Below are 21,234 nucleotides of genomic sequence, written 5' to 3'. Positions count from 1 at the left end.
AACTCCTCGACCTTTCGGTTCACTTTAATTGGCTAGGCCAATAAGCCACTAAGCCGGTTTCGACGAATCGGTCGTTCACACCGACAGAAGGAACGTGACGCAATGACACTGAATACGACTGGACGAACCGGACCTCTGCAAGGCACCGTCGTGGTCGACCTCACTCGCGCGCTGGCCGGTCCACACGCTGCGATGATGCTGGGTGACTTGGGCGCCGACATCATCAAGGTCGAGACCCCCAAGGGCGGAGACGACACTCGCGGTTGGGGCCCGCCCTTCGTGACCCCGCGCGACGCCGAGCGTGAGTCCACGTACTTTCTGTCGGCGAATCGGAACAAGCGGTCCATTGCACTCGATCTGAAGACCGACGACGGGCACTCTGCACTCGAGCGCATGATCGAACGCGCCGACGTGCTTCTCGAGAACTTCCGCACCGGTGTTCTCGATCGTCTGGGATTCTCGCCGGAGCGACTCGCCGAGATCAATCCACGTCTCGTCGTTCTCTCGATCAGCGGGTTCGGCCACGACGGACCGGAAGGTGGCCGGTCGGGATACGACCAGATCGCCCAGGGCGAAGCGGGTCTCATGTCGTTCACGGGTTCCTCGCCCACGGACGTGCAGCGTGTCGGTGTTCCGATCGCCGACTTGCTCGCCGGCATGTACGGCGCCTTCGGCGTCCTGGCTGCGTTGCACGAGCGGGAGCGCACGGGACGCGGCAAGGTGGTGCGCACGTCGTTGCTCGCCAGCGTCGTCGGGGTACACGCGTTCCAGGGGACCAAGTGGACGGTGGCCGGTGAGATCGGGACGGCCCAGGGCAATCATCACCCGTCGATCTGCCCGTACGGACTGTTTCCGACTTCCGATGGTGCAGTGCAGATCTCGGTGGGCAGCGAGGGTTTGTGGCACCGGTTCTGCGAGGGATTCGGCATCGACCCCGACCTCGAAGGAATGGCGACCAATCCGCAACGCGTCGACAGTCGCGACGATGTCATCGAGCTCGTGTCGAAGATCTTCCGCACCTACGAGACCGAGCCGCTTCTGACACTTCTCGACGAGATCGGCGTTCCTGCAGGCAAAGTCCGCAACGTGCAGGAGGTCTACGAATGGGAGCAGACGAAGTCGCAAGGTCTGCTCGTCGACGTCGATCACGCAACCCTGGGCAAGGTCACGTTGCCCGGCCCACCGCTGCGGTTCTTCGAGGCCGACGGAACCGAGGTGACCGAGACCCGGCATCTGGCTCCTCCGGTGCTGGGCGCCGACGAGGATCTGGTCCTCGGCTGGCTGAACGAGTCGATCGCATGACCCGGATGACGGCGCTCGAGATTCTCGATCTTGTGATCGATCCCGACAGCTTCGAGTCCTGGGACGTTCCCGCGATCGAGTTCGCCGTCGACGAGCAGTACGCGGCCGAACTGGCCGGCGCGCGGGAGAAGACGGGCCTCGACGAGTCCGTGATCACCGGGTCGGCGACCGTTCGCGGACGCAGGGTGGCAATTCTGTTGTGCGAGTTCTCCTTTCTCGCCGGCTCGATCGGTGTCGCTGCCGGTGAACGGCTGGTTGCCGCCGTGCACCGCGCCACCGCCGAACGGATGCCGCTCCTGGCCCTTCCGACATCCGGCGGCACTCGGATGCAGGAGGGGACGGTCGCTTTCCTGCAGATGGTCAAGATCACTGCGGCCATCACCGCTCACAAGGCAGCCCACCTTCCCTACATCGTCTATCTGCGGAATCCGACGACCGGCGGGGTGTTCGCGTCCTGGGGCTCGCTCGGGCATGTCACCGTCGCCGAACCCGGCGCGCTCGTGGGGTTTCTGGGTCCGCGGGTCTACGAGGCGCTGTACGACGCCACGTTCCCGGTCGGCGTGCAGACGTCGGAGAATTTGCAGGCACACGGACTGATCGACGCAATTCGTCCCCCCGAGCAGCTGGGCGAAATCGTCGATCGGGCGTTGCGCATCATGACCGACATCCCGCGATGCCGAGGACGCTCGTCGGAGCCTCTCGAGTGGGAGATCGAGGACGTTCCGGCGTGGACCTCGGTCCTTGCTTCACGCCGCCAGGATCGCCCCGGGGTTCGGGAACTGTTGTTCAACACCGCCGCAGATGTGTTGCCGCTCAATGGAACCGGACAAGGAGAATCCGACCCCGGCTTGATCCTCGCGCTGGTCCGCTTCGGGCAGATGCCGTGTGTCCTTCTTGGGCAGGATCGCCGAGGGCAGACCGCGGAGACACCACTCGGACCTGCCGCGCTGCGGGAAGCGCGGCGTGGCATGCGGTTGGCCCAAGACCTGCAGCTGCCTCTCGTGACAGTGATCGACACCGCCGGCGCCGCCTTGTCGAAGGAGGCGGAGGAGGGTGGTCTGGCCGGGGAGATCGCTCGGTGCATCGCCGACATGGTCGATCTCGACACCCCGACATTGTCGTTGCTGTTGGGACAGGGGACCGGTGGCGGTGCGCTGGCGTTGGTACCGGCCGACCGTGTGCTCGCGGCCCAGCACGCGTGGCTGTCACCGCTCCCGCCGGAAGGCGCCAGCGCGATCGTGCACCGCGACACCGACCATGCGGCGCTCATGGCGACCAAGCAGGGGGTTCGGTCCCTCGACCTGTTTCGTGCCGGAATTGTGGATCTGATCATTCCCGAACGGCCGGACGCCGCCGACGAGGCGCAGCAGTTCTGCGACCGGGTCGGTGCCGTACTGCACCGTGAGCTCACGGACCTTCTGAATCAGGATCCGTCCATGCGCCGTATCGCACGGGAGAAGCGCTTCGATCGGATCGGCTGCGCGGCGGCGACCGGCTGACCATCGCGCCACGTAGGGTTGGCACTCACGACATCGGCTGGGTCGGCGCTTGACTGCGCCCGGATTTGATTCTAGAAGTGGATCGGCATGTCGAACGAGTTTGCCGTTGCACTGACGACAGGGCGGAGCCCGCGATGAACGACGATCACCCGGCGCCCGAGTTTCATCTCGGTCGAGCGTTGGCGGAGGCCACCCGAACCTTCTTCCAACCGAGCAGCATCGAGAACACCCTGTCCGAGGTCACCCGCAGCGCAACGGCTCTCATCGCGGGCGCCGACTGCGCCGACGTTCTGATCGTCAGCGGCCGTAAATCCTTCATGTCGCACGCTGCGACGAACGAGCTTCCCGAGCGGCTCGATCTGCTGCAGGCCGAGTTGCAGGAAGGTCCGTGCGTGGACGCGGCTCGTCGGGACATTCTCGTGCGTAGCAACGACTTCACGACCGACGAACGATGGCCTCGATTCGGACCGAGGGCCGCGGCGATCGGCGTTCGTTCCAGTTTGTCGTTTCAGCTCTATACCGGTGACGACACTCTCGGAGCCCTCAACATCTTCGCGCGCAACGCGAACGCCTTCGACGACGAAGCCGAAGAAATCGGAGCCATGCTGGCAACGCACGCTGCCGTCGCCCTGTACGCGGCCAAGAAGACCGAGCAATTCGACTCGGCCTTGGCGACGCGTGACGTGATCGGCCAGGCGAAGGGAATGCTCATGGAGCGCTACCGAATCGACGCCCTTCAGGCTTTCGCGTTGCTGTCGAAGTTGTCTCAGGATTCGAACACCCCGGTTGCTGCACTGGCCCGCGAACTCGTGGAGCTGGGGTCGGAAGCGCCGCCGACCTGACCATGGGTCACGTCCTGGTGCTGATTCCGGCGAGGATCAGCTCGAATCCGGCCATGAATTGTTCTCGATCGTCGTGCTGGGGGAGTAGTAACGCGATTCGGCGCACGAAGGGGAACTCGGCCGGATCCAACTCCCGCAGTCGGTCGGCCTCCAGAGTGAGGTGTTGTCGACGGTCGGTTCCTGGCGCCAACACCTTGGCCGCGGCAGCGTACTGGGTCGCGAGGCCCAGAACGTAGCTCATCAACGCGGTGGCGGAGTCGAACTGCTCGTACTCGGGGACACCCATCCGATCGAGTGCCGTTCCGATGCTCTCGAGGATTCGCATCGACGGGGTCTGCAACATGGTCCCGGTCAGCTGGGTTCCGACCCACCGATGGGTGTGAATGGCGTCGTACACGCCGAAGCCGATGCTGCGCAGTGCGTTTCGAGCGTCCAACGATCGGTCGACCTCGGCAAGAGCGCGGGCGACGATCACGTCCGTGGCTTCCGTGAGCAACTCGTCCTTGTTGGACACGTGGTGATATATCGCGCCACTGCCGGTCGACAGGTGCGTCGCGAGGGCGCGGAACGTCAACGCGTCGGCACCTTCTCTGTCGAGAATCTCGATGGCCGCGTCGACGATTCGAGTCTTCGACAACGCGTCCCCGCGCCGTGACCTGGTTGCCATGCCCTTCATCTTGACACAGATGGAACGGCGTTCCAATATGTTGGAACAGCGTTCCAACAAGAGGAGAGCATCATGGATTCATCCATCGCAATCGTGGGAGCAGGTCTGGGTGGCCTGGTCCTCGCACGCGTCCTCCATGTGCACGGCATCGAGGCCACCGTCTACGAAGCGGATGCGTCACCCGACGCGCGCACACAGGGCGGCCAGCTCGACATCCACGAGCACGACGGTCAGATCGCTCTCGCCGACGCCGGGCTCACCGCCGAGTTCCGCGCGATCATCCACGAAGGTGGGGAGGCGACGCGAATCCTCGACCCGCAAGGTCGGGCGCTGCTCGACGAGCCGGACGACGGCAACGGCGGCCGTCCGGAGGTGCTGCGCGGAGATCTTCGGCGAATACTGCTCGAATCCATACCGGACGGCACCGTGCGGTGGGGGCGCAAGCTCGACACGATCCAGGCGCTCGGTGACGGTCGTCATGCGCTGACCTTCGCCGACGGCACCACCGCCACCACCGATCTGCTGGTCGGTGCCGACGGGGCGTGGTCGAAGGTTCGTCCGCTGCTCTCGGACGCAGTACCCGAATATGCGGGAGTGGTGTTCGTCGAGACCTACCTCCACGACGTCGACCGTCGACACCGTGAGGCCGCGGCCACTGTCGGAGAGGGCGCCATGTTCGCATTCGTACCGGGCAAGGGCATCGCCGCGCACCGCGAAGCCGGCAACGTAGTGCACACCTATGTCGAACTGCAGCGTCCGCTCGAGTGGATGGACGCGACCGATTTCGGCGACCGTGACGCGGTGATCGCGGCCCTCGAGACCGAGTTCGACGGGTGGGCGAGTGGACTCACCGCCCTCGTCACCGACAGTGAGACAAACCCCGTGCCGAGGCCGGTGTACACACTTCCGAACGACCATCGGTGGGAGCGGCGTCCCGGAGTCACCCTCCTCGGAGACGCCGCGCACCTGATGCCTCCCTCGGGCGACGGGGCGAATCTCGCGTTGTTCGACGGCGCCGATTTGGCCAAAGCCCTTGTCGCACAGCCAACGGACCTGGACGCAGCGCTGACGCAGTTCGAGTCGGCCATGTTCACACGCAGCGCCTCCGTGGCACTCGAAGCGCACGACACCCTGGATCGATGCCTCGGCGATCGCGCGCCGCACGGACTCGTCGAACTGCTGACCGGCGCTGCTCGGGTCGGCTCCCTCGCCGTCGATTAGTTTCGACTCGCGTCGCGGTCCATTCTGTAGAGTTCGTCCACCGACCAGGGGAGTACACAGTGCGTACATTGATCGTTTCGGCCTTCGTCTCGCTCGACGGAGTGATGGAAGGGCCCGGAGGCGAGCCGGGTTACCGAAACTCTGGGTGGACCTTCAAGGACGTGGAATTCGACCCCGCCGCGTACGAGATCAAGGGCCGGGAGCAGACCGAAGCGTCGGCCATGCTTCTCGGACGCCGGTCCTACGAAGCGTTCGCGCCCGTGTGGCCCACGATGGACGAGTTCGCGCTGTACAACGCGATGCCCCGGTACGTGGTCTCGACGACGCTGCAGGCCGACGACAGCCGTTGGCCTGCAACTATCCTGAGGTCAATCGACGACGTGGCGGCGCTGAAGGCGACCGAGGGTGGCCCCATCTCCGTGCAGGGGAGCGCCCAGCTGGGGCAATCGCTCGCGGACGCCGGCCTGGTCGATCGGTACCACCTTCTCGTCTACCCGCTGCTGCTCGGCGCCGGAAAGCGACTGTTCAGCGAGAGCGACAAGGACACGACCAAGCTGACGCTCGTCGAACACGAGGTCTACGGCAACGGAATTCAGAAGCAGATTTTCGACGTCGTCAAATAGGGGTCGTCATCTCGGGATGCTGCGCAGCGAATCGGTGATCTGCTCGACGGGCGCCGGTCGTCCCAGGAAGAATCCCTGAGCCAGATCGCATCCTGTCGCGGCGAGGGCGTCGAGCTGTTCGCGAGTCTCGACACCCTCGCCCACCACGGTGACGCCGAAGGCCCGAGCGAGCGAGACGATCGCGGTGACGACCGCGCGAGCGCGAGGTGCAGGCAGCCGTTCGATGTAGGACTTGTCGATCTTGAAACTCTGAAACATGGGGTAGCGGTCGAGGTAGGACATCGAGCTGTGCCCCTTACCCATGTCGTCGAGCAACAGCGCTACGCCCATGGCATGCAACTCGGCGACGGTATCGGCTACCCGCTCCGTGTCGGAGACCCAGACGGTTTCGGTGACCTCGAGTCCGAGGGCGTGCGGCGGCAAGCCGGTGTCGTGCAGGATCCGGGCGACAACCGCCGGAAAGGACGGATCGCGAAGTTGGAGCGCGCTGACGTTCACCCGGACTGCGACGTCGCAGAATGTGCGCCACCGGACGGCGTCGGCGCACGCCGTGCGAAGTGCCCAGGCGCCCAACGTCATTGCCAGACCGGTTCGCTCCGCGACCCCCACGAACTCCGTCGGTTCGATGTTCCCGAGCGTGGGGTGCTTCCAGCGCGCGAGAGCCTCGACGGCCACCGTCCGCGCGGTCGCGATGTCCACGAGCGGTTGATACACCAAGGTGAGTTCGTTCCCGGCGAGTGCCCCTCGAAGGTCCAGCGACAGTGACCGAATGCGGTCGGCGTCGTACAGGTCGGTGGGGTCGAAGACCGCGTGACCGCCGGTGCCCCCGTCCTTGGCTCGGTACATGGCGAGGTCGGCTCGGTTGATGAGGTCGTGCCGGGTGGTCGTGGCGTCGGACACCGCGATGCCGATGCTGGCGCTCAGTGGAATCGGCACTTCGTCCGATGCGAACGGAGCCGTGATCGACGACGTGATGTGGCGCGCGATGTCCTCCGCGTGCGAGACGCTGTCCACCCCTTCGCACACGATGAGGAACTCGTCGCCGCCCAACCGTGCGACGGTGTCGTGCTCGCGGGTTGCGGACGTGAGCCGGTCGACGAACCGAACCAGTGCGCGGTCACCCGACACGTGACCCAGGCTGTCGTTGATGATCTTGAAGTCGTCGATGTCGAGCAACAGCAGAGCCACGGTGCTCGACGCCGACCGGGCGCGGTCGAGAGCCGCATCGATGACCTCGTACGCCAGTGTGCGATTCGGCAGTCCGGTCAGCGCATCGTGGGTGCTGCGACGACGGAGTTGGCCCTGGAGGTCGATGCGCCGCACGGCCGCAGAAAGAATGCCGGCCACCGAGTCCAGGAAGGACACCTCCTCGTCGTGATACCACCGGGCCTCTGCGCTGTGGGTGGACAGAACTCCCCACGCCGTGCCCTCCGCCGTGAGGATGGGGACCGCCACCCCGCTTTCGAGACCCAGATCCTTCATCGTCGTCGTGTCGAAGCGCGTCTCGACCGAAATGTCCTGGCACACCACTGCCTCGTGGATCGACAGCGCAAAACCCATGAGCGAATCGCGGCCGGCCGGGATGTCGTCTCTGGATCCGAGCGAACCGTTCGCGGCATCGACATGCAAGAAGGGGTCGTCGGGTGACCGGTAATGGGCAATGGCGGCGTGACCGCTACCGATCAGCGTTGCCGCCGCCGCGGTGGCGGCCACCAGAAGCTGCGGCAGTTCGGCATTCACGGCGATACGGCTCAGCTCCGCGAGTGCCTTCTGCTCCGACGCGTGGCGCCCGGCCTGAGCGGCCGAGGCCGCGATCTCGGTATTTACTCTTTCACCGCTACGTCGGTCGCGAAGCGTCGCCGCAATCAGGTCGGGTTTGCCGTCACCGCGCCGGAGAGCGAATGCCGACACCACGACCGGAATCCCGTCGCCGGTCGGCTGATGCCGAACTTCGCTGTATCCGCGCCATTTACCCCTCGACTCGAGCGCTGCACCGACATCGGACACGACGGTCATTCCGCGTTCGGTCAGGATTCGGGTCGCCGGTATGGCTGTGGCTTCCTGCACGCTCGACAAGCCCAGCATCTCGAGCCCCGCTGGGTTCACCCAGACAATTGCACCGGCAAAGTCCGCAATGGCGACGAAATCGGGTGACGATTCCACCAAGGACCGCAACAGCAGCGGGTCGTCGAGGGGGTCGATCATCGATTCTCCATTCAGAGCGACGTGGTCGACCGGCGCTACACAAACCTAGCAACGCCATTGTGTTTACAGCGGACAATGGACGGAGCCACCGAACGTGTCGATCGGTACGGCAGTCGCACTGTCCGCCCGCGCTGTGAGAAATGCCCTCTGCACGGATAATTGTCCGAATCCGGCACCAGCAGGGACCGGCAACGGCCCGTTCACGATCGGCAGGGGACCCGCATGACGGTTGTGGCACTTTATCTGGTGATCACGTTCGGCCTCGGCGGCCTTGCGATGGCGGTGCGCTTACCGCCCCTGGTCGGATTCCTGACCGCCGGGTTCGCCATCAACGCGTTGAACCTCGAGCAAGTGCCCGAACTCGACACCGTGGCCGATCTGGGTGTGACGCTGCTGCTCTTCGCGATCGGCCTGAAGCTGGACATCAGGATCCTGCTGCGACGCGAGGTCTGGCTCACGACGTCGGCGCACATGGTCCTCAGCGTCGTCTTCGGCTCCGTGGCAATGTGGGTCTTCGCCCTGCTCGGGGTGTCCATGTTGACGGGACAGAACGCGGAAACCATTGCGCTGCTTGCTTTTGCGTTGTCGTTCTCCAGCACGGTGTTCGTGGTCAAAGTTCTCGAGGAGCGGGGGGAGTCGCACTCGCTCTACGGCCGGGTGGCCATCGGCATCCTGGTGATGCAGGACATCGTCGCGGTGGTGTTCCTGACGGCCACGAGCGGCACGTTGCCGAGCCCGTGGGCTCTGTTGCTGGTGGGGTTGTGGCCACTGACCCGCGTGCTCCGCCGAGTGTGGAGCGGCCTCGGGCACGGCGAGATGCAAAGCCTGTTCGGCATCGTCATGGCGTTCGTGCCGGGGTATGCGCTGTTCTCGGCGCTGGGTCTCAAGGGCGACCTGGGTGCGCTGGTGATCGGAGTGCTGCTCGCCTCGCATCCGGCTGCGTCCGAACTGTCCCGATCGCTCTTTCACATCAAGGAACTCTTGCTCGTCGGGTTCTTCGTCTCCATCGGCCTGACGGGGTTGCCCGATCTCCCCACCGTCGGGGTGGCTCTCCTGATGCTCCTGTTCCTACCGTTCAAGGCGGGGGCGTACGTCGGGCTGTTCACACTCATGAAGTTGCGACACCGCACGGCGTTGCTCGCCGGTCTGTCGCTGATGAACTACTCCGAGTTCGGCTTGATCGTGGTCTCGGTCGGGGTGACCTCCGGCTTGCTGGAGCCGTCCTGGCTGGTGGAGATGTCGATTGCGGTGGCGCTGAGCTTCGTTGTATCCGCGCTGGTGAACGGACGCGGTCATCTCATGGTGGAGAAGATGGCAGCGCGACTGCCCGCCCAGAACGAGAAGAACCTGCACCCCGAGGAACGGCCCGGTGACGCCGGCGACGCCGAAGTTGTCGTGATCGGCATGGGGCGAGTCGGCTTCGCTGCCTATCAGAGGTTGACCGACCACTACGGGTTCCGGGTGGTGGGCGTCGACTACGACGGGCCGCGTATCGAACGGCTCGCCGAAGACGGGTTACGCGTGATCGAGGGCGACGCAACCGATCTCGACTTCTGGAACCAGCTCCGACGCTCCGAATCGGTCCGCATTGCGGTACTCGCGATGCCGCGGCACGGTGCGAACGTCACTGCGCTCGCGTGTCTTCGCGAGTCCGGTTTCAGCGGTCGCGTCGCCGCGGTGGCCCGCTACGAGGACGAGGTTCGCTGGGCCACCGAGCACGGAGTCGACATCGCGTTCAACGTGTATGCCGGTGCCGGTTTGGAATTGGCGGATCAGGTGGCCGGGGGACCGGTCGAGGGCGCCGAGGCGCCGTCCGTCACGCGCACCGATGCGCGGGGAGACTCCGAGGTCGAGTGACAGCCGTCCAACAGAAAGCTTCGCGATTTCACCACGAGGCAGCAGGTACTTCTCTAACCTGAAGTGAATTGACTTCAGCTACGAGGAGAAGGCGCGCATGCTCTCGAGACGATCGACCGTTGTAGCCATTGTGGTGGCGGCGCTGACTGCGGTGTCGGCGTGTAGCGCGCCCGAGCCGACCGGCCCTGTCGAGGGAAGCTGGGACGACATCGTCGCCGCAGCAACCAGCGAGGGCACGGTGCAGTTGTACTCCTCGCAGCACCCCGAAAACCTCGCGACGCTCAAGACCGCATTCGAGTCGGCCTACCCGGGCATCACCTTGCAGTTCGTGCGCGGTTCCGACGTCGAGCTGAACCCACGCGTCGAGGCGGAGGCCAAGTCCGGGCGCGGTATAGCCGACGTACACATGACCACCGACCCGGCGTGGATTCGCAATGCTGCGGAGTCCGGGTCGTACTCGACACCGGTAGTCGGGCCCGCGTTCGACGAACCCGAATACGACCGGTCGACGAACATCATGGGGGACTCGATGTTCCTCACCAGTGCCGCTCTGATCGCACTCGGTTGGAATACGAACGCGGTTCCCGGCGGGCTAAAGAAACCTACCGATCTCTTCGATCCGGAACTCCGCGGCCGTGTCGGTGTCGTCAACCCGGCGGGATTCGCCGCCGTCACGGATCAATACCGCTTCTTCGATGCGAACTGGGACCCCGCGTTCAACGACAAGCTCGCCGACATGCAGCCACAGATCTATCCGGGCGTCCTCGCCGTCGCACAGGGCCTCGGATCGGGTGAGATCGCCGCGACGCCCATGGTGGCTCCTTTGATTCGGGAGATTGCTGCCGGTGCGCCTGTCGACTGGGTCCTCCCGGACCCCGCGTGGGGCACCCCGTACTTCTCCCACGTTCTCGCGTCGGCGCCGCACCCGAACGCGGCACAGGTGCTCGCGAACTTCATGGTGGGGACGGCCGGTCAGACCGCGCTGTCCAAGGGGTACGCCAGTGTGCTGCCGGACATCCCGGGGTCGATCGGCCGCGCCGGCGACGTCAAGCTCCCGCAGACCGAGGATCTCGACAGTGATGCACTGGCACAGTTCCAGAAGAACTGGGAAGACCGCTTCATCGGCTAGCCATCATGTCGACGGTGGGTGTGGACAAAATCGGCCGGCAGATCTCGATGACCGATCCAAGATGATCGAGTGCACCGCGTTCACATCTGGAGCGACGCTTCTTCGCTACGAAGCACGCCGCCGATAGGATCGTGCATTGCGAGGGCGACCAGCGCGCCTCCAGGTTCCGGGATGTTGCACATGGGTTTTCAGCAGTTGCGGGACATCGTCGACGATGCGCGATCGCAGGGGGAGTACATCGAGGGTTCCGCGGACGCGACGGAGCTCGCGGCGCTGACGGAGCTCGCTCGTCGCCCGGGCATCAGGCGAGTGGTCGAGATCGGTTTCAACGCCGGATTCTCGTCCCACGCGTTCCTCAGCGCGCACGACGACGTGGTGGTGACATCGTTCGACCTGGGGGAGCACCGCTACGCATCGAGAGCCAAGGATCAGATCGATTCGGACTTTCCCGGCCGTCACACCCTCGTCGTCGGTGATTCGTTGATCACCGTTCCCGAGTTCGCAGAAGCTCACTCCGACAGCACGTTCGACCTGATCTTCATCGACGGTGGCCACAGTCACGAGGTGGCGAGCGCGGACATACGCAACATGAGACGCCTCGCCGGTCGGAACACCCTCGTCGTGATCGATGATCTGCTGCCGCACCGGATGTGGGGCGAAGGCGTTGTCAAAGCCTGGTACGAAGCCGTCGATGCGGGCGATGTCGTCCAGACGGGATTGTTCGCCGATGGGGTAGAGGTGCCCATCGTCGGACCGGACGCCTCCCGCGCATGGGCGGTGGGTCACTACCGCCGACGCCCGGATCAGTAGGCCGAAGACTCAGCGGGTCGTCGGGGTGGTGGAGAAGATCGGCCAGCAGATCTCGGTGGCGGTGAACGTCGTAGGAGCCGACGGTGTTCCGCCGAAGTAGTGCTCGCGGATCGGGCCGGGATTGCTGATCAGGTGCTCGTTCGCGTACACGCCCAGAGCGGCGTAACTGCGATCGATGCCCTCGTGACCACCGGGATGGGTGAGTACCGCGAATTCCGTCTCGGGCAGGACCTCGGCGCGGACGCCCGCAGGGGGCCGGCCGACCAACGGTGCAGGAACGAAAAGTGTGCAGTCACCGCGAGATTCGAGAAAGAGCGCGCGGTCGTAGAGACCGCCGGGAACGATGTCCGACGGAGCGTCGGCACTCGCGCCGAGCGCGCTGCGCAGTGTGTCCACCGACGCCGAGAACCAGCTCCCGAGCTCGGATTCCGCGAGATTGGCGTGGATGGACCACACCGGGAGCGCGGGTTCGTGCCGTACGGTCACCGAGGCGGGAACGTTGATCGGAGACAGCAGTTCGCGCAACGCGCCCACGGTGTCGCGGGTCTGCTGTAGCTGCTCCTCCATGTGTTCGAGGTGCGCGGTGATGATCTCGGCGCGCGCTCCCGCGTCGTCGGTGCTCAGCAGCGCCTTGATGTCGGGTATCGACATTCCGAGTGAACGGAATCGACGAATGATGTGTGCGTGATCCACCTGACCGGTGTCGTAGAAGCGGTAGCCCGTGTACGAGTCGATGTGCGCGGGCTCGAGAATGCCGATCTCGTGATAATGCCGCAGTGCTTTTCTGCTCAAGCTGGTCATCACTGCGAAGTCACCGATCGATACCTGTGTGCTCATCGCGTCCTCCTGTTCGACGGGCGACCTGCGTCTCCGTGCGAGGGCATGGTGCACCTTCCCCCTACGGCAAGGTCAAGGGCACGGTAGGAGATCGGCGACTTGCATTCCGGGACTTGACTTTCCCCTTGGGGGAAGGCTGACGGTTGTCTCATGACCACAGAATGGGACGCACTCCCCAACAGTGTAAAGACGTTCATGACCGCGATCGACAACCGAAAGGGCGACGAAGCACTCCCAACCCTCACCGCCGATGCCGAGGTGACCGACGACGGCCACCACTACACGAGCCGTGACGAAATCGAGGCCTGGCTCGAGTCGGCCGTCGACAACAGCGAGTTCACGTACACATCGAAGTTCGCCGGCGCAACGAGCACCGACGTCGGCGTCGACGTTCGGCAACACCTGGAAGGCGACTTTCCCGGTGGCTCCGTGGACCTGCACTACCGCTTCACGATGGACGGCGCGTTGATCGGCAAGCTGGTGATCGAGCCGTGACGCGCCGCTGGTTCATCACCTGAGGAACACCGGGGAACTTCGGAGTGGCGTTCGCCGAAGCCGCGCTGGAAGCGGGGGACAGCGTGGCGCTCACGTCGCGCCGGCCCCAGGAGTTGGCCACGTGGGCCGAGCCGTACGGTGAGCGAGTTCTTCTCGTGCAGCTCGACGTCACCGACGCCGAACAGGTCCAGCATGCGGTGAGGGCTGCCGAGGAACGGTTCGGCGGCATCGACGTACTGGTCAACAACGCCGGGCGCGGCTGGTTCGGATCCATCGAGGGCATGGACGAGGCGTCGGTGCGAAAGATGTTCGAGCTGAACTTCTTTGCCGTGTTGTCGGTGACTCGCGCGGTACTGCCCGGGATGCGTGCGCGTGGGAACGGATGGGTTGTCAACGTGTCGTCGGTGGCCGGTCTGGTGGCCGCGCCCGGCTTCGGCTATTACAGCGCGACGAAATTCGCCATCGAAGCCGTCACCGAGACGCTGCGGGAGGAGGTTGCGCCGCAGGGCATCTCCGTACTGGCGGTCGAGCCGGGAGCGACTCGCACGAATGCTTATGCCGGCTTCGCCGATGAGCCGGTTGCGGAACCGATTCCGGAGTATCACGGGCTGCTCGAACAAGTCCGGGACCTGTTCGTGGGCATGGACGGTGTTCAGCCGGGCGATCCGCACCGCGGAGCCCGAGCGGTGATCGCGGCGATGGCCCAGGACCCGCCCCCGAAGCGGCTCGTTCTGGGCAACAGCGGCTTCGACGCCGTCACCGACACGTTGGAGACGGCGCTGAAGGACATCCGCTCGAGTGAAAGGGTTTCGCGCAGCACGGATTTCCCGGACTGACGTGCTCCCGCAGGTCAGCGTAGGCGAAGCGCTTTCCTGGTGATCTTGGCCGTCGGCGCCGTCGGCGCCGTCCGCCGGTCCCATGGCCGAACCGCTCACATCCACGTCCACGGCACCTGCGGCAGACTCGGTGTTGTGAAAGCAACAGCAACAGTGGTCGGCAGCGGCCCGAACGGGCTGGCTGCCGCCCTGGCCCTCGCGAGAGCAGGGGCCAGGGTGACGGTTCTCGAAGCTCGGGACGAGATCGGCGGCGGCACCCGCTCTCATCGCCCGTTCACCGCCGCCGACCTCCTGGTCGATCACTGCGCAGGATTTCATCCGATGGCAGTGGGTTCGCCTGCGCTGGCCGGGCTGGAGGAGTTCGGGCTCGAATGGGCGTGGCCGCAGATCGATTGCGCCCATCCGCTTGCCGAGGACGCGGCCGGGCTGCTGTACCGGTCCGTCGAGCGCACCGCCGACGGCCTGGGGGAGGACGGGCGCCGCTGGAAAGCCATGTTCGGCTATACCTCCGGCAAGTTCGGTGTCCTCTCGGCGGATCTGCTCGGCCCTGTGGTGCACGTTCCCCGACATCCGCTGCTGCTGGCCCGCTTCGGTGCCCCCACAGCAATCCCTGCCGCAGCGCTGTCCCGATTGTTCTCCACACCGCAGGGCCGTGCGCTGTGGCTCGGGATAGCGGCACATGCGATGAGACCGCTGACCGAGGTGTTCTCCTCGGCGATCGGTGTCGGCATCGCCACGGCCGGCCATCACAACGGGTGGCCTGTGGCGGTGGGCGGCACCGCGGCCATTTCCCGCGCACTGCAGAACGCGCTGCTCGATCTCGGGGCAACGGTGGAGACCGGCATCACCGTCAGATCCCGCTCCGATCTACCCGCCGCGGACATCACCATGTTCGACACCAGCCCCACTGCGGTGGAATCGATTCTCGGACAGGCGCTACCGAAGAGGACGGCCACTTCCTATCGCGGGTTCCAGTACGGGCCGGCGGCATTCAAAGTCGATTACGCGGTGCGAGGAGGTGCCCCGTGGACGGACCCTCGAGTCGGAACAGCGGGCACGGTGCATGTCGGAGGAACGGCGGACGAAGTCGTCACCGCCGAAGCGGATGTCGCGGCGGGGCGGATGCCGCACAATCCGTTCGTGCTCGTCGGCCAGCAGTACGTGGCAGATCCGAAGCGAGCGGACGGTGACATCGTTCCGCTCTACGCCTACGCGCACGTGCCGACAGGTTCCGATGCCGACCTCACCGACGTGGTGACCGACCGGATCGAACAGTTCGCGCCCGGCTTTCGCTCCCCGTATCGTCGAAACCGTCACCACGACACCGCACGACTTCGCCGACGGCAACGCCAACTTCGTTCGAGGCGACATCCTGTGTGGCGCATCGACTCCGAAGCAGCTATTACTCGGTCCGAGGCCAGGGCGCGACCCTTACCGGACCGGTGCCGCCGGGTATTACCTGTGCTCGGCAGCAACACCCCCGGGCCCGGGCGCACACGGTATGGCCGGGCTGCACGCAGCGCAACGCGCCCTCTCGGACCTGCACAAGCGGTGAGCGGTGGGCTCGATGCCTAACTGGAGGCGGAGTTGCGCGCTTCCTGGAGGCGTCGCACCGCCGACGGACCCACACCGTGCAGGGTCAGTAGTTCTGCCAGGTCGTCCGGAAGGTCCCCGAGAGTCTGATAGCCGGCGTCCACCAGGGCGCCGGTGGCCGGCCGGCCGATCCGCACTCCGTCGAAAATCGGCCCGCGGTCGTTTGTGTGCTGCGCGTTCACAACGGTCGAGTTTCTCACAACGAAGGCGACGAGGTGCCGCCGATCGGAGGCGAATCGTCCTCATCTGGAGTCGCGAAGCGTGGATATCCAGATCGGCTGGCCGCTTCCCAGTTCCGGCGACCGAAGACATGCGATGCGACGGCAGCGTCGGGATCGTCGCCGGCGGCGACGACGAACTTGATCCCCATCGGGATGAACACCTCCGCGACGGGGTCGTCGAACTCGACGAAGTGACCTGCGACTTCCAGGGACACGAACCCGTGAACGATGCTCCACAACTGGGCGGTGATCGCCATGGCGGACTCCGTCACCCGTGGTCGCGCGGCGACGAGTCGCTCGGCGACGCCGACGACCAGGTCGTTGGCGGCAGCGAATGCTTCGGAGTGTCCGCTGCGTGAGCCCGTGTCGGCGACCGGGCGATACGACCGGACGGAGAGCCCGAACATCAGGTCGTAGAGATGTGGATTCCGCGTCGCGAACTCACGGCAGGCCAGCGCCTGGCCGAAGAGGTCGGCGACGGGATCGTCGGTGGGTGGGATCGATGTGAAAGCGTCACGGAGAGCGAGGAATCCACGTTCACGCACAGCATCGATGAGGCCGGGGATCCCACCGAACGTCGAGTACACCATCATCGTCGACATCCCGGTCGCCGCGGCGAGGCGACGCGCCTTGATCTCACCCGGGCCGTCCGTGGCGAGGATGTCGACGGCGGCGCCGAGCAGGCGATCCCGCGCGTCGGGGATCCGGGAGTTCTCGGTCGACATGGCGGCTGACGCTATCACCGGTCCGGATCCGACCGAGTTCCTTGCGAAGAACAAAATAACCAAGTTATTGTATGCGTCGCCACCCGCCGTCACCTCGACGTGGGAGCCCACGAGAGGGGTCAACGATGTCCGATCACTCCGACGGGACGTTGCTGGTCGACCAGCGCGGACCGGTCATGGTCGTCACGATCGACGGGGGCCGACATCAGCTTTTCGGCCTGGAGCTCGCGAATCAGCTCGACGTCCTCATCGAGCGGGCGGGCGCCGATCCGTCGATCCACGCCATGATCCTGACCGGCAAGCACCCCACCCGGTTCGCCAGTCACGCCGACGTCTTCTGGCTGCAGTCCGAGGGTGCCGCGACCCCAAAGCTGAGCCCGACGGTCGCATCGGCACTGATGCGGACGGCGAAGAACGCCGACCGCGGCCGAGTCCTCGAGGGAGTGGTGCGCAAGACGCCCATCTGGGGTGCAGTACAGCTCGACCGGTTGCACGCCACCTTCCTCAAGATGAACTCCAGCGGCGTGGTCGTGATCGGCGCTCTGAACGGATCGGCTCTGGGTCTGGGCGCAGAACTGGCGTGGGCCTGTGATCTCCGGGTCATGGTCGACGACGACTCGGTCATCGGTCAGCCGGAGGTGCTGCTTGGGTTCCCGCCCGGCGGCGGCGGAACCCAACGCCTCGCGCGCCTGATCGGTCAGCACCGCGCGCTCGCGGCGATCATGGAGGGTAAGCCGTTCACCCCGGCGACGGCGCTCGAGATCGGCGCGGTCGACGCCGTCGTGCCGCGTGATCAGTTGATGAAGACGGCGCTCGAGATGGCCGGCCACTTCGGCGCCCGCTCGAAAGAAGCCATCGGGGCCATCAAGCGGTCGATCTACCTCGGCGGCTCCCTGCCGCTCGAGGACGGACTCGTCAAGGAGAACGCCGAGTTCATCTCGCTCATGCCGTCGGCGCGCGCTCAGGAGCTGATGCTCGACTACATGGCGTCCACCGAGGCGCTCGGCGAACTTCCGCTCTACGACCCGGACATCTACGAGCAGGCTCTGGCGGCGGGTTACGTGCCCCGCCAGACCGCAGGCCAGAAGAGGTGACCACCGCGACGAGTCGCCCCTTGTAGAAAAAGGTTGGCGCGCAATGTGTTCCGCCGCCATAGTCGCAACAGATCGAGACACGCGATGACCAACGAGGGTCAACACCAGCGCCGCCCCCATTGATTACTCTCGACGATCAATCCAGCGAATCTGTGTCTTTGTGTGCGAAGAGTCGCCGTCTTAATGTCGAAGACATCACGACGGACGGAGGAATTTCCGAGCGACTGCACGAGATCTTCTGCGGTCTCCCCGACGTCACACCGGTCCGACATCGCCGCGGGCTCAGCCCGCGCCGACGTCCACGACGACCCAGTTCCACACAACGAGGTGAAGGACACCGACATGACCACATTCGTTCTCGTCCACGGCGCGTGCCACGGCGGCTGGACCTGGCGACCCGTCGCCGAGATCCTGCGCGAGCAGGGCCACACCGTCCACACGCCCACCCTGCCCGGACTCGGAACCGAGGACGAGCGGGCCGACGTCCGGCTCGAGCACTCCGTCGCCGCGCTGGTCGACTACATCGAGCACCGGGACCTGCGCGACGTCGTCCTGCTCGGCCACAGCTGGGGAGGCTTCGCGGTCTCCGGAGCGGCGCAACGGATCCCCGACCGCATCAAGCGGCTCGTCTACTGGAGTGCATTCGTGCCTCGCACCGGCGAGTCGCTGATCGACCTGTGCCCGCCCGCGTACGGGGACATGTTCCGCGGGTCCGCGCAGGCGTCGCGTGACAACTCGGTGATGTTCCCGTTCGAGGTGTTCGCCGCGGCCTTCATGCAGGATGCCTCCGAGGACGTACAGTGGGTGGTTCATCCGCTGCTGGAGCGCCAGCCGTTCCACACCATGGACGACTCGCTCGACCTCGAGGACTGGGCCCGACTGGGGTTGCCCTCGGTGTACCTCCTCTCCGATGACGACCTGGCGCTGCCGCCCGGCGAGTTCGGTTGGGACCGTTTCGTGGGACGACTCCCCGAGGGGACCCCTCTGCTGCACACCCCGGGCAGCCACGAGGCGCAGTTGACCACGCCCGAGACGCTCGCCGCTTCTTTCGTCGAGGCCGCAACGGTCGGTATTCCGGTCGCGAGCCGTCATGCATGATCTCCGGGTGGCCATCGTCGGGGCCGGCATCGGCGGGTTGACGCTGGCGCTGGCGCTGCGCCACCACGGGATCTCCTGCGACATCTACGAGAAGACCAGCGAGCTCGGCGAAGTCGGTGCGGCAGTCGCGCTGTCCGCCAACGCGACCCGGTTCCTCGAGGGCCCGTTCGGGCTCGAGGATCAGCTCGAAGTCGTGTGGGCCGACATCCCCGAACTCGTCTACCGCGACGTGCGGTCCGGCACGGTCATCGGCAGGCACTACGGCGGCAACAGCTACCGGCAGCGCTACGGCGCGACCTACGCCGGGATCCACCGCAAAGACCTGCAGTCGATCCTGTCGGGCGCCGTCGGAGACGACTCCATCCACCTCGGCAAAGCCGTCGTAGGGTGCGACGTCGGCAGCGTCGAAGACGGACGGGACGCGGTCCTGACATTCGCCGACGGCACCTCGGTCACGGCGGATTTCATCGTGGCGGCCGATGGCGCGCGATCGGTCCTGCGCCGGATGATGCTCGGCTACGACGACGCGCTGTACTCGGGGAGCTCTGCCTTCCGCGGTGTCGTCGACGGCGAACTTCTCCGCTTGCTGCCGGACCCACACGCGATCCAGTTCTGGATGGGCCCGGGCGGTCACCTACTGCACTATCCGAGCGGTTCCGGTGCGCAGAACTTTTTCCTTGTGCAACGAGGGCCCGCGCCGTGGTCGTCGACCGCGTGGACCGTTGAGGCGACCGCGGACGAACGCGACGCCCTCGTGGCCGACTGGCATCCCGCGATCCGGGAGATGGTCGACGCCGCACCGGTGGGGGAGCGCTGGGCGCTGATGCACCGGCCGCCCCTGGCGCGCTGGAACTACGGGCGCCTCTCACTGCTCGGCGACGCCGCTCATGCGCTGGTACCGCATCACGGACAGGGCGCGAACCAATCCATCGAGGATGCCGTCGTTCTCGCCGACTGCCTTGCCGACGCAACAGATCTCACGACCGCCCAGAGCCGGTACTTCGCGCTCCGCCACGATCGGACGCGGAAGGTGCAGTACGCCTCGATCACCACCGCCGACGTGCTGCATTTACCCGACGATTCACCGCTGCGGGCCGCACGGGACGCCCGGATGGCCGACGCCACGCTGCCCGACCGTCATCTCGACTGGATCCACGGTTTCGTCGCGAGCGACATGGAAAGTGCGCCCCGCACCGCACCCGCCGCCGCGAGCTGACCACCGGACACCAGCTGACCAAGATCGACGACATCGCCCCAATCGTGGAGTTCCTCGTCGACAAGGGATGGTGGATCACCGGTCAGACCATCTTCGCCAACGGCGGTTACACCACCCGCTGAGCAGGCGCGCAATCCGACAGTCAGGTCCGAATTGACATAATGTCGATTATCGGCAAAACGTGGACCAGCCAGAAGTTGCTGGCCGATGGTTCCGGCGGAGTCGGCTCGGTGGCCCGCACGACTCGGGCGGCCACTGTGTGCTCGTCACGCTGCATTCATCGCACACGTGCCGCACCGCGGTTTCGAGCCGCTGAGATTTCGAGCCTCCGATGCAGTCTCGTCCATGCGTCATTCGCGGCGCGAACCGAATCTCGCGCAGGGCTGGTCCGAACGGTTTCGGGCCTCCCAACTCGACCGCTCCTCGCGTTCGAGTTGCTCAACGGCGCCCCCGATCGTCGCCCCTGGTGGTCCACGTTGTCATGGGCCGATTCGTCACTGTGACGTAATGGCATGCGCCGCTGAGGTTTTCGATTCGCGCTGCCGCGTCAGGTACAGCAGTTCGGATCCAGCGCTACGCACAATGCCTGCAAGGCCTCCGGGCGGACCCGATGAAAAACGTTCATGCCACGCCGGTCCGAGGTCACCAACCCGGCCCGTCGCAGTTGGGTCAGATGATGGCTGACCGTGGACTCGGTCAATTCCAGTACGGCGGCCAGTTCACCGGAATTCTCCTCGCCGGCAGCAGAACTGAACAGGTACGACACGATCTTGACTCGCGCCGGATCGGCCAGCGCTTTGAGGCGCACGGCAATCTGTAACGCGTCGTCATCACTCATCGGGCCCGAGGCCACCGGAGCGCAGCACACCGGCGCCGAGGTGTCGATCACAGGTAGCGACTTCGGCATACAGTTACCTTGCCATAAGGATTGACATATATCAAAGAGGTAGACCATGCTGGCGAC

General features: G+C 65.4%; 18 protein-coding genes and 3 pseudogenes. 15 read left to right on the top strand and 6 right to left on the bottom strand.

The features are described from left to right. Positions 1–102 precede the first annotated feature (102 nt). From AC59JP_RS06305 to AC59JP_RS06295, 3 genes are all read left to right on the top strand, one after another. Complete coding sequence (locus AC59JP_RS06305; RefSeq protein WP_497324756.1) at positions 103–1,302, top strand: CaiB/BaiF CoA transferase family protein; 1,200 nt, start codon at positions 103–105, stop codon at positions 1,300–1,302. Next, the gene (locus AC59JP_RS06300) at positions 1,299–2,801 is read left to right on the top strand and encodes a carboxyl transferase domain-containing protein (RefSeq protein ID WP_497324755.1); all 1,503 of its coding nucleotides are present in this window, start codon (positions 1,299–1,301) and stop codon (positions 2,799–2,801) included. The genes AC59JP_RS06305 and AC59JP_RS06300 overlap by 4 nt, the downstream gene beginning before the upstream one ends. Positions 2,802–2,935: 134 nt before the next feature. Next, the gene (locus AC59JP_RS06295; RefSeq protein WP_497324754.1) at positions 2,936–3,643 is read left to right on the top strand and encodes a GAF and ANTAR domain-containing protein; all 708 of its coding nucleotides are present in this window, start codon (positions 2,936–2,938) and stop codon (positions 3,641–3,643) included. Between the two features lie 7 nt (positions 3,644–3,650). Here the strand turns inward: AC59JP_RS06295 and AC59JP_RS06290 are convergent, their stop codons facing one another. Continuing rightward, a complete protein-coding gene (locus AC59JP_RS06290; protein WP_497324753.1) occupies positions 3,651–4,310 on the bottom strand; it encodes a TetR/AcrR family transcriptional regulator in 660 nt (219 codons plus the stop codon). A 72-nt stretch (positions 4,311–4,382) separates the two neighbouring features. Between AC59JP_RS06290 and AC59JP_RS06285 the strand changes: the two genes are divergently transcribed. Together AC59JP_RS06285 and AC59JP_RS06280 are read left to right on the top strand one after the other, a co-directional pair. Continuing rightward, complete coding sequence (locus tag AC59JP_RS06285) at positions 4,383–5,531, top strand: FAD-dependent oxidoreductase (protein WP_497324752.1); 1,149 nt, start codon at positions 4,383–4,385, stop codon at positions 5,529–5,531. Between the two features lie 59 nt (positions 5,532–5,590). Beyond that, complete coding sequence (locus AC59JP_RS06280) at positions 5,591–6,154, top strand: dihydrofolate reductase family protein (protein WP_497324751.1); 564 nt, start codon at positions 5,591–5,593, stop codon at positions 6,152–6,154. 6 nt (positions 6,155–6,160) lie between these two features. Here the strand turns inward: AC59JP_RS06280 and AC59JP_RS06275 are convergent, their stop codons facing one another. Continuing rightward, positions 6,161–8,359 (bottom strand): sensor domain-containing protein, encoded by a 2,199-nt coding sequence (locus AC59JP_RS06275; protein WP_497324750.1) that lies wholly within the window; start codon positions 8,357–8,359, stop codon positions 6,161–6,163. Between the two features lie 222 nt (positions 8,360–8,581). Here AC59JP_RS06275 and AC59JP_RS06270 point away from each other — a divergent pair, with 222 nt between their 5' ends. The 3 genes from AC59JP_RS06270 to AC59JP_RS06260 all read left to right on the top strand — a co-directional run bounded on the left by AC59JP_RS06270 (position 8,582) and on the right by AC59JP_RS06260 (position 12,155). Beyond that, the gene (locus AC59JP_RS06270; RefSeq protein ID WP_497324749.1) at positions 8,582–10,216 is read left to right on the top strand and encodes a cation:proton antiporter domain-containing protein; all 1,635 of its coding nucleotides are present in this window, start codon (positions 8,582–8,584) and stop codon (positions 10,214–10,216) included. A gap of 97 nt (positions 10,217–10,313) precedes the next feature. Further along, positions 10,314–11,345 (top strand): ABC transporter substrate-binding protein, encoded by a 1,032-nt coding sequence (locus AC59JP_RS06265; protein ID WP_497324748.1) that lies wholly within the window; start codon positions 10,314–10,316, stop codon positions 11,343–11,345. A gap of 180 nt (positions 11,346–11,525) precedes the next feature. Further along, entirely contained in the window at positions 11,526–12,155 is a 630-nt protein-coding gene (locus tag AC59JP_RS06260) for a class I SAM-dependent methyltransferase (RefSeq protein ID WP_497324747.1), read from the top strand. Positions 12,156–12,164: 9 nt separating this feature from the next. Here AC59JP_RS06260 and AC59JP_RS06255 read toward each other — a convergent pair whose 3' ends face one another. Then, on the bottom strand, positions 12,165–12,992 hold the full coding sequence (locus AC59JP_RS06255) for a MerR family transcriptional regulator (RefSeq protein WP_497324746.1): 828 nt from the start codon (positions 12,990–12,992) through the stop codon (positions 12,165–12,167). A gap of 150 nt (positions 12,993–13,142) precedes the next feature. Between AC59JP_RS06255 and AC59JP_RS06250 the strand changes: the two genes are divergently transcribed. From AC59JP_RS06250 to AC59JP_RS06240, 3 genes and pseudogenes are all read left to right on the top strand, one after another. Continuing rightward, on the top strand, positions 13,143–13,487 hold the full coding sequence (locus AC59JP_RS06250; protein WP_497324745.1) for a nuclear transport factor 2 family protein: 345 nt from the start codon (positions 13,143–13,145) through the stop codon (positions 13,485–13,487). Next, positions 13,484–14,323 (top strand): annotated as a pseudogene (locus AC59JP_RS06245) (SDR family NAD(P)-dependent oxidoreductase). The gene AC59JP_RS06250 and the pseudogene AC59JP_RS06245 overlap by 4 nt, the downstream one beginning before the upstream one ends. Positions 14,324–14,458: 135 nt before the next feature. After that, positions 14,459–15,878: pseudogene (locus tag AC59JP_RS06240) on the top strand (phytoene desaturase family protein). A gap of 16 nt (positions 15,879–15,894) precedes the next feature. Here the strand turns inward: AC59JP_RS06240 and AC59JP_RS06235 are convergent. Both AC59JP_RS06235 and AC59JP_RS06230 read right to left on the bottom strand, forming a co-directional pair. Beyond that, the gene (locus tag AC59JP_RS06235) at positions 15,895–16,098 is read right to left on the bottom strand and encodes a helix-hairpin-helix domain-containing protein (protein ID WP_497324744.1); all 204 of its coding nucleotides are present in this window, start codon (positions 16,096–16,098) and stop codon (positions 15,895–15,897) included. A gap of 14 nt (positions 16,099–16,112) precedes the next feature. Further along, positions 16,113–16,862 (bottom strand): TetR-like C-terminal domain-containing protein, encoded by a 750-nt coding sequence (locus tag AC59JP_RS06230; RefSeq protein WP_497324743.1) that lies wholly within the window; start codon positions 16,860–16,862, stop codon positions 16,113–16,115. A gap of 125 nt (positions 16,863–16,987) precedes the next feature. Here AC59JP_RS06230 and AC59JP_RS06225 point away from each other — a divergent pair, with 125 nt between their 5' ends. From AC59JP_RS06225 to AC59JP_RS06210, 4 genes and pseudogenes are all read left to right on the top strand, one after another. Next, positions 16,988–17,956: an enoyl-CoA hydratase/isomerase family protein gene (locus AC59JP_RS06225; protein WP_497324741.1), complete on the top strand. Its 969-nt coding sequence runs from the start codon at positions 16,988–16,990 to the stop codon at positions 17,954–17,956. A gap of 342 nt (positions 17,957–18,298) precedes the next feature. Then, a complete protein-coding gene (locus tag AC59JP_RS06220) occupies positions 18,299–19,054 on the top strand; it encodes an alpha/beta fold hydrolase (protein WP_497324740.1) in 756 nt (251 codons plus the stop codon). Continuing rightward, positions 19,047–20,270 (top strand): FAD-dependent monooxygenase, encoded by a 1,224-nt coding sequence (locus AC59JP_RS06215; protein ID WP_497324738.1) that lies wholly within the window; start codon positions 19,047–19,049, stop codon positions 20,268–20,270. The genes AC59JP_RS06220 and AC59JP_RS06215 overlap by 8 nt, the downstream gene beginning before the upstream one ends. A gap of 5 nt (positions 20,271–20,275) precedes the next feature. Next, positions 20,276–20,392, top strand: a pseudogene (locus AC59JP_RS06210) (SDR family oxidoreductase); the annotation flags it as partial. Between the two features lie 425 nt (positions 20,393–20,817). Here the strand turns inward: AC59JP_RS06210 and AC59JP_RS06205 are convergent. Further along, a complete protein-coding gene (locus AC59JP_RS06205) occupies positions 20,818–21,177 on the bottom strand; it encodes an Rv2640c family ArsR-like transcriptional regulator (RefSeq protein WP_497324737.1) in 360 nt (119 codons plus the stop codon). Between the last annotated feature and the right edge of the window lie 57 nt (positions 21,178–21,234).

The organism is Rhodococcus sp. 320_ES (genome assembly GCF_059691855.1).
Note: the sequence above shows the minus strand (reverse complement) of the source record. Positions and strands in the feature narration are given on the sequence as shown.

Coding starts and splice junctions, on each gene's coding strand:
- AC59JP_RS06305 (WP_497324756.1), top strand. CDS start 103: ATGACACTGAATACGACTGGACGAACCGGACCTCTGCAAGGCACCGTC.
- AC59JP_RS06300 (WP_497324755.1), top strand. CDS start 1,299: ATGACCCGGATGACGGCGCTCGAGATTCTCGATCTTGTGATCGATCCC.
- AC59JP_RS06295 (WP_497324754.1), top strand. CDS start 2,936: ATGAACGACGATCACCCGGCGCCCGAGTTTCATCTCGGTCGAGCGTTG.
- AC59JP_RS06290 (WP_497324753.1), bottom strand. CDS start 4,310: ATGGCAACCAGGTCACGGCGCGGGGACGCGTTGTCGAAGACTCGAATC.
- AC59JP_RS06285 (WP_497324752.1), top strand. CDS start 4,383: ATGGATTCATCCATCGCAATCGTGGGAGCAGGTCTGGGTGGCCTGGTC.
- AC59JP_RS06275 (WP_497324750.1), bottom strand. CDS start 8,359: ATGATCGACCCCCTCGACGACCCGCTGCTGTTGCGGTCCTTGGTGGAA.
- AC59JP_RS06270 (WP_497324749.1), top strand. CDS start 8,582: ATGACGGTTGTGGCACTTTATCTGGTGATCACGTTCGGCCTCGGCGGC.
- AC59JP_RS06265 (WP_497324748.1), top strand. CDS start 10,314: ATGCTCTCGAGACGATCGACCGTTGTAGCCATTGTGGTGGCGGCGCTG.
- AC59JP_RS06260 (WP_497324747.1), top strand. CDS start 11,526: ATGGGTTTTCAGCAGTTGCGGGACATCGTCGACGATGCGCGATCGCAG.
- AC59JP_RS06255 (WP_497324746.1), bottom strand. CDS start 12,992: ATGAGCACACAGGTATCGATCGGTGACTTCGCAGTGATGACCAGCTTG.
- AC59JP_RS06250 (WP_497324745.1), top strand. CDS start 13,143: ATGACCACAGAATGGGACGCACTCCCCAACAGTGTAAAGACGTTCATG.
- AC59JP_RS06230 (WP_497324743.1), bottom strand. CDS start 16,862: ATGTCGACCGAGAACTCCCGGATCCCCGACGCGCGGGATCGCCTGCTC.
- AC59JP_RS06225 (WP_497324741.1), top strand. CDS start 16,988: ATGTCCGATCACTCCGACGGGACGTTGCTGGTCGACCAGCGCGGACCG.
- AC59JP_RS06220 (WP_497324740.1), top strand. CDS start 18,299: ATGACCACATTCGTTCTCGTCCACGGCGCGTGCCACGGCGGCTGGACC.
- AC59JP_RS06215 (WP_497324738.1), top strand. CDS start 19,047: ATGCATGATCTCCGGGTGGCCATCGTCGGGGCCGGCATCGGCGGGTTG.
- AC59JP_RS06205 (WP_497324737.1), bottom strand. CDS start 21,177: ATGCCGAAGTCGCTACCTGTGATCGACACCTCGGCGCCGGTGTGCTGC.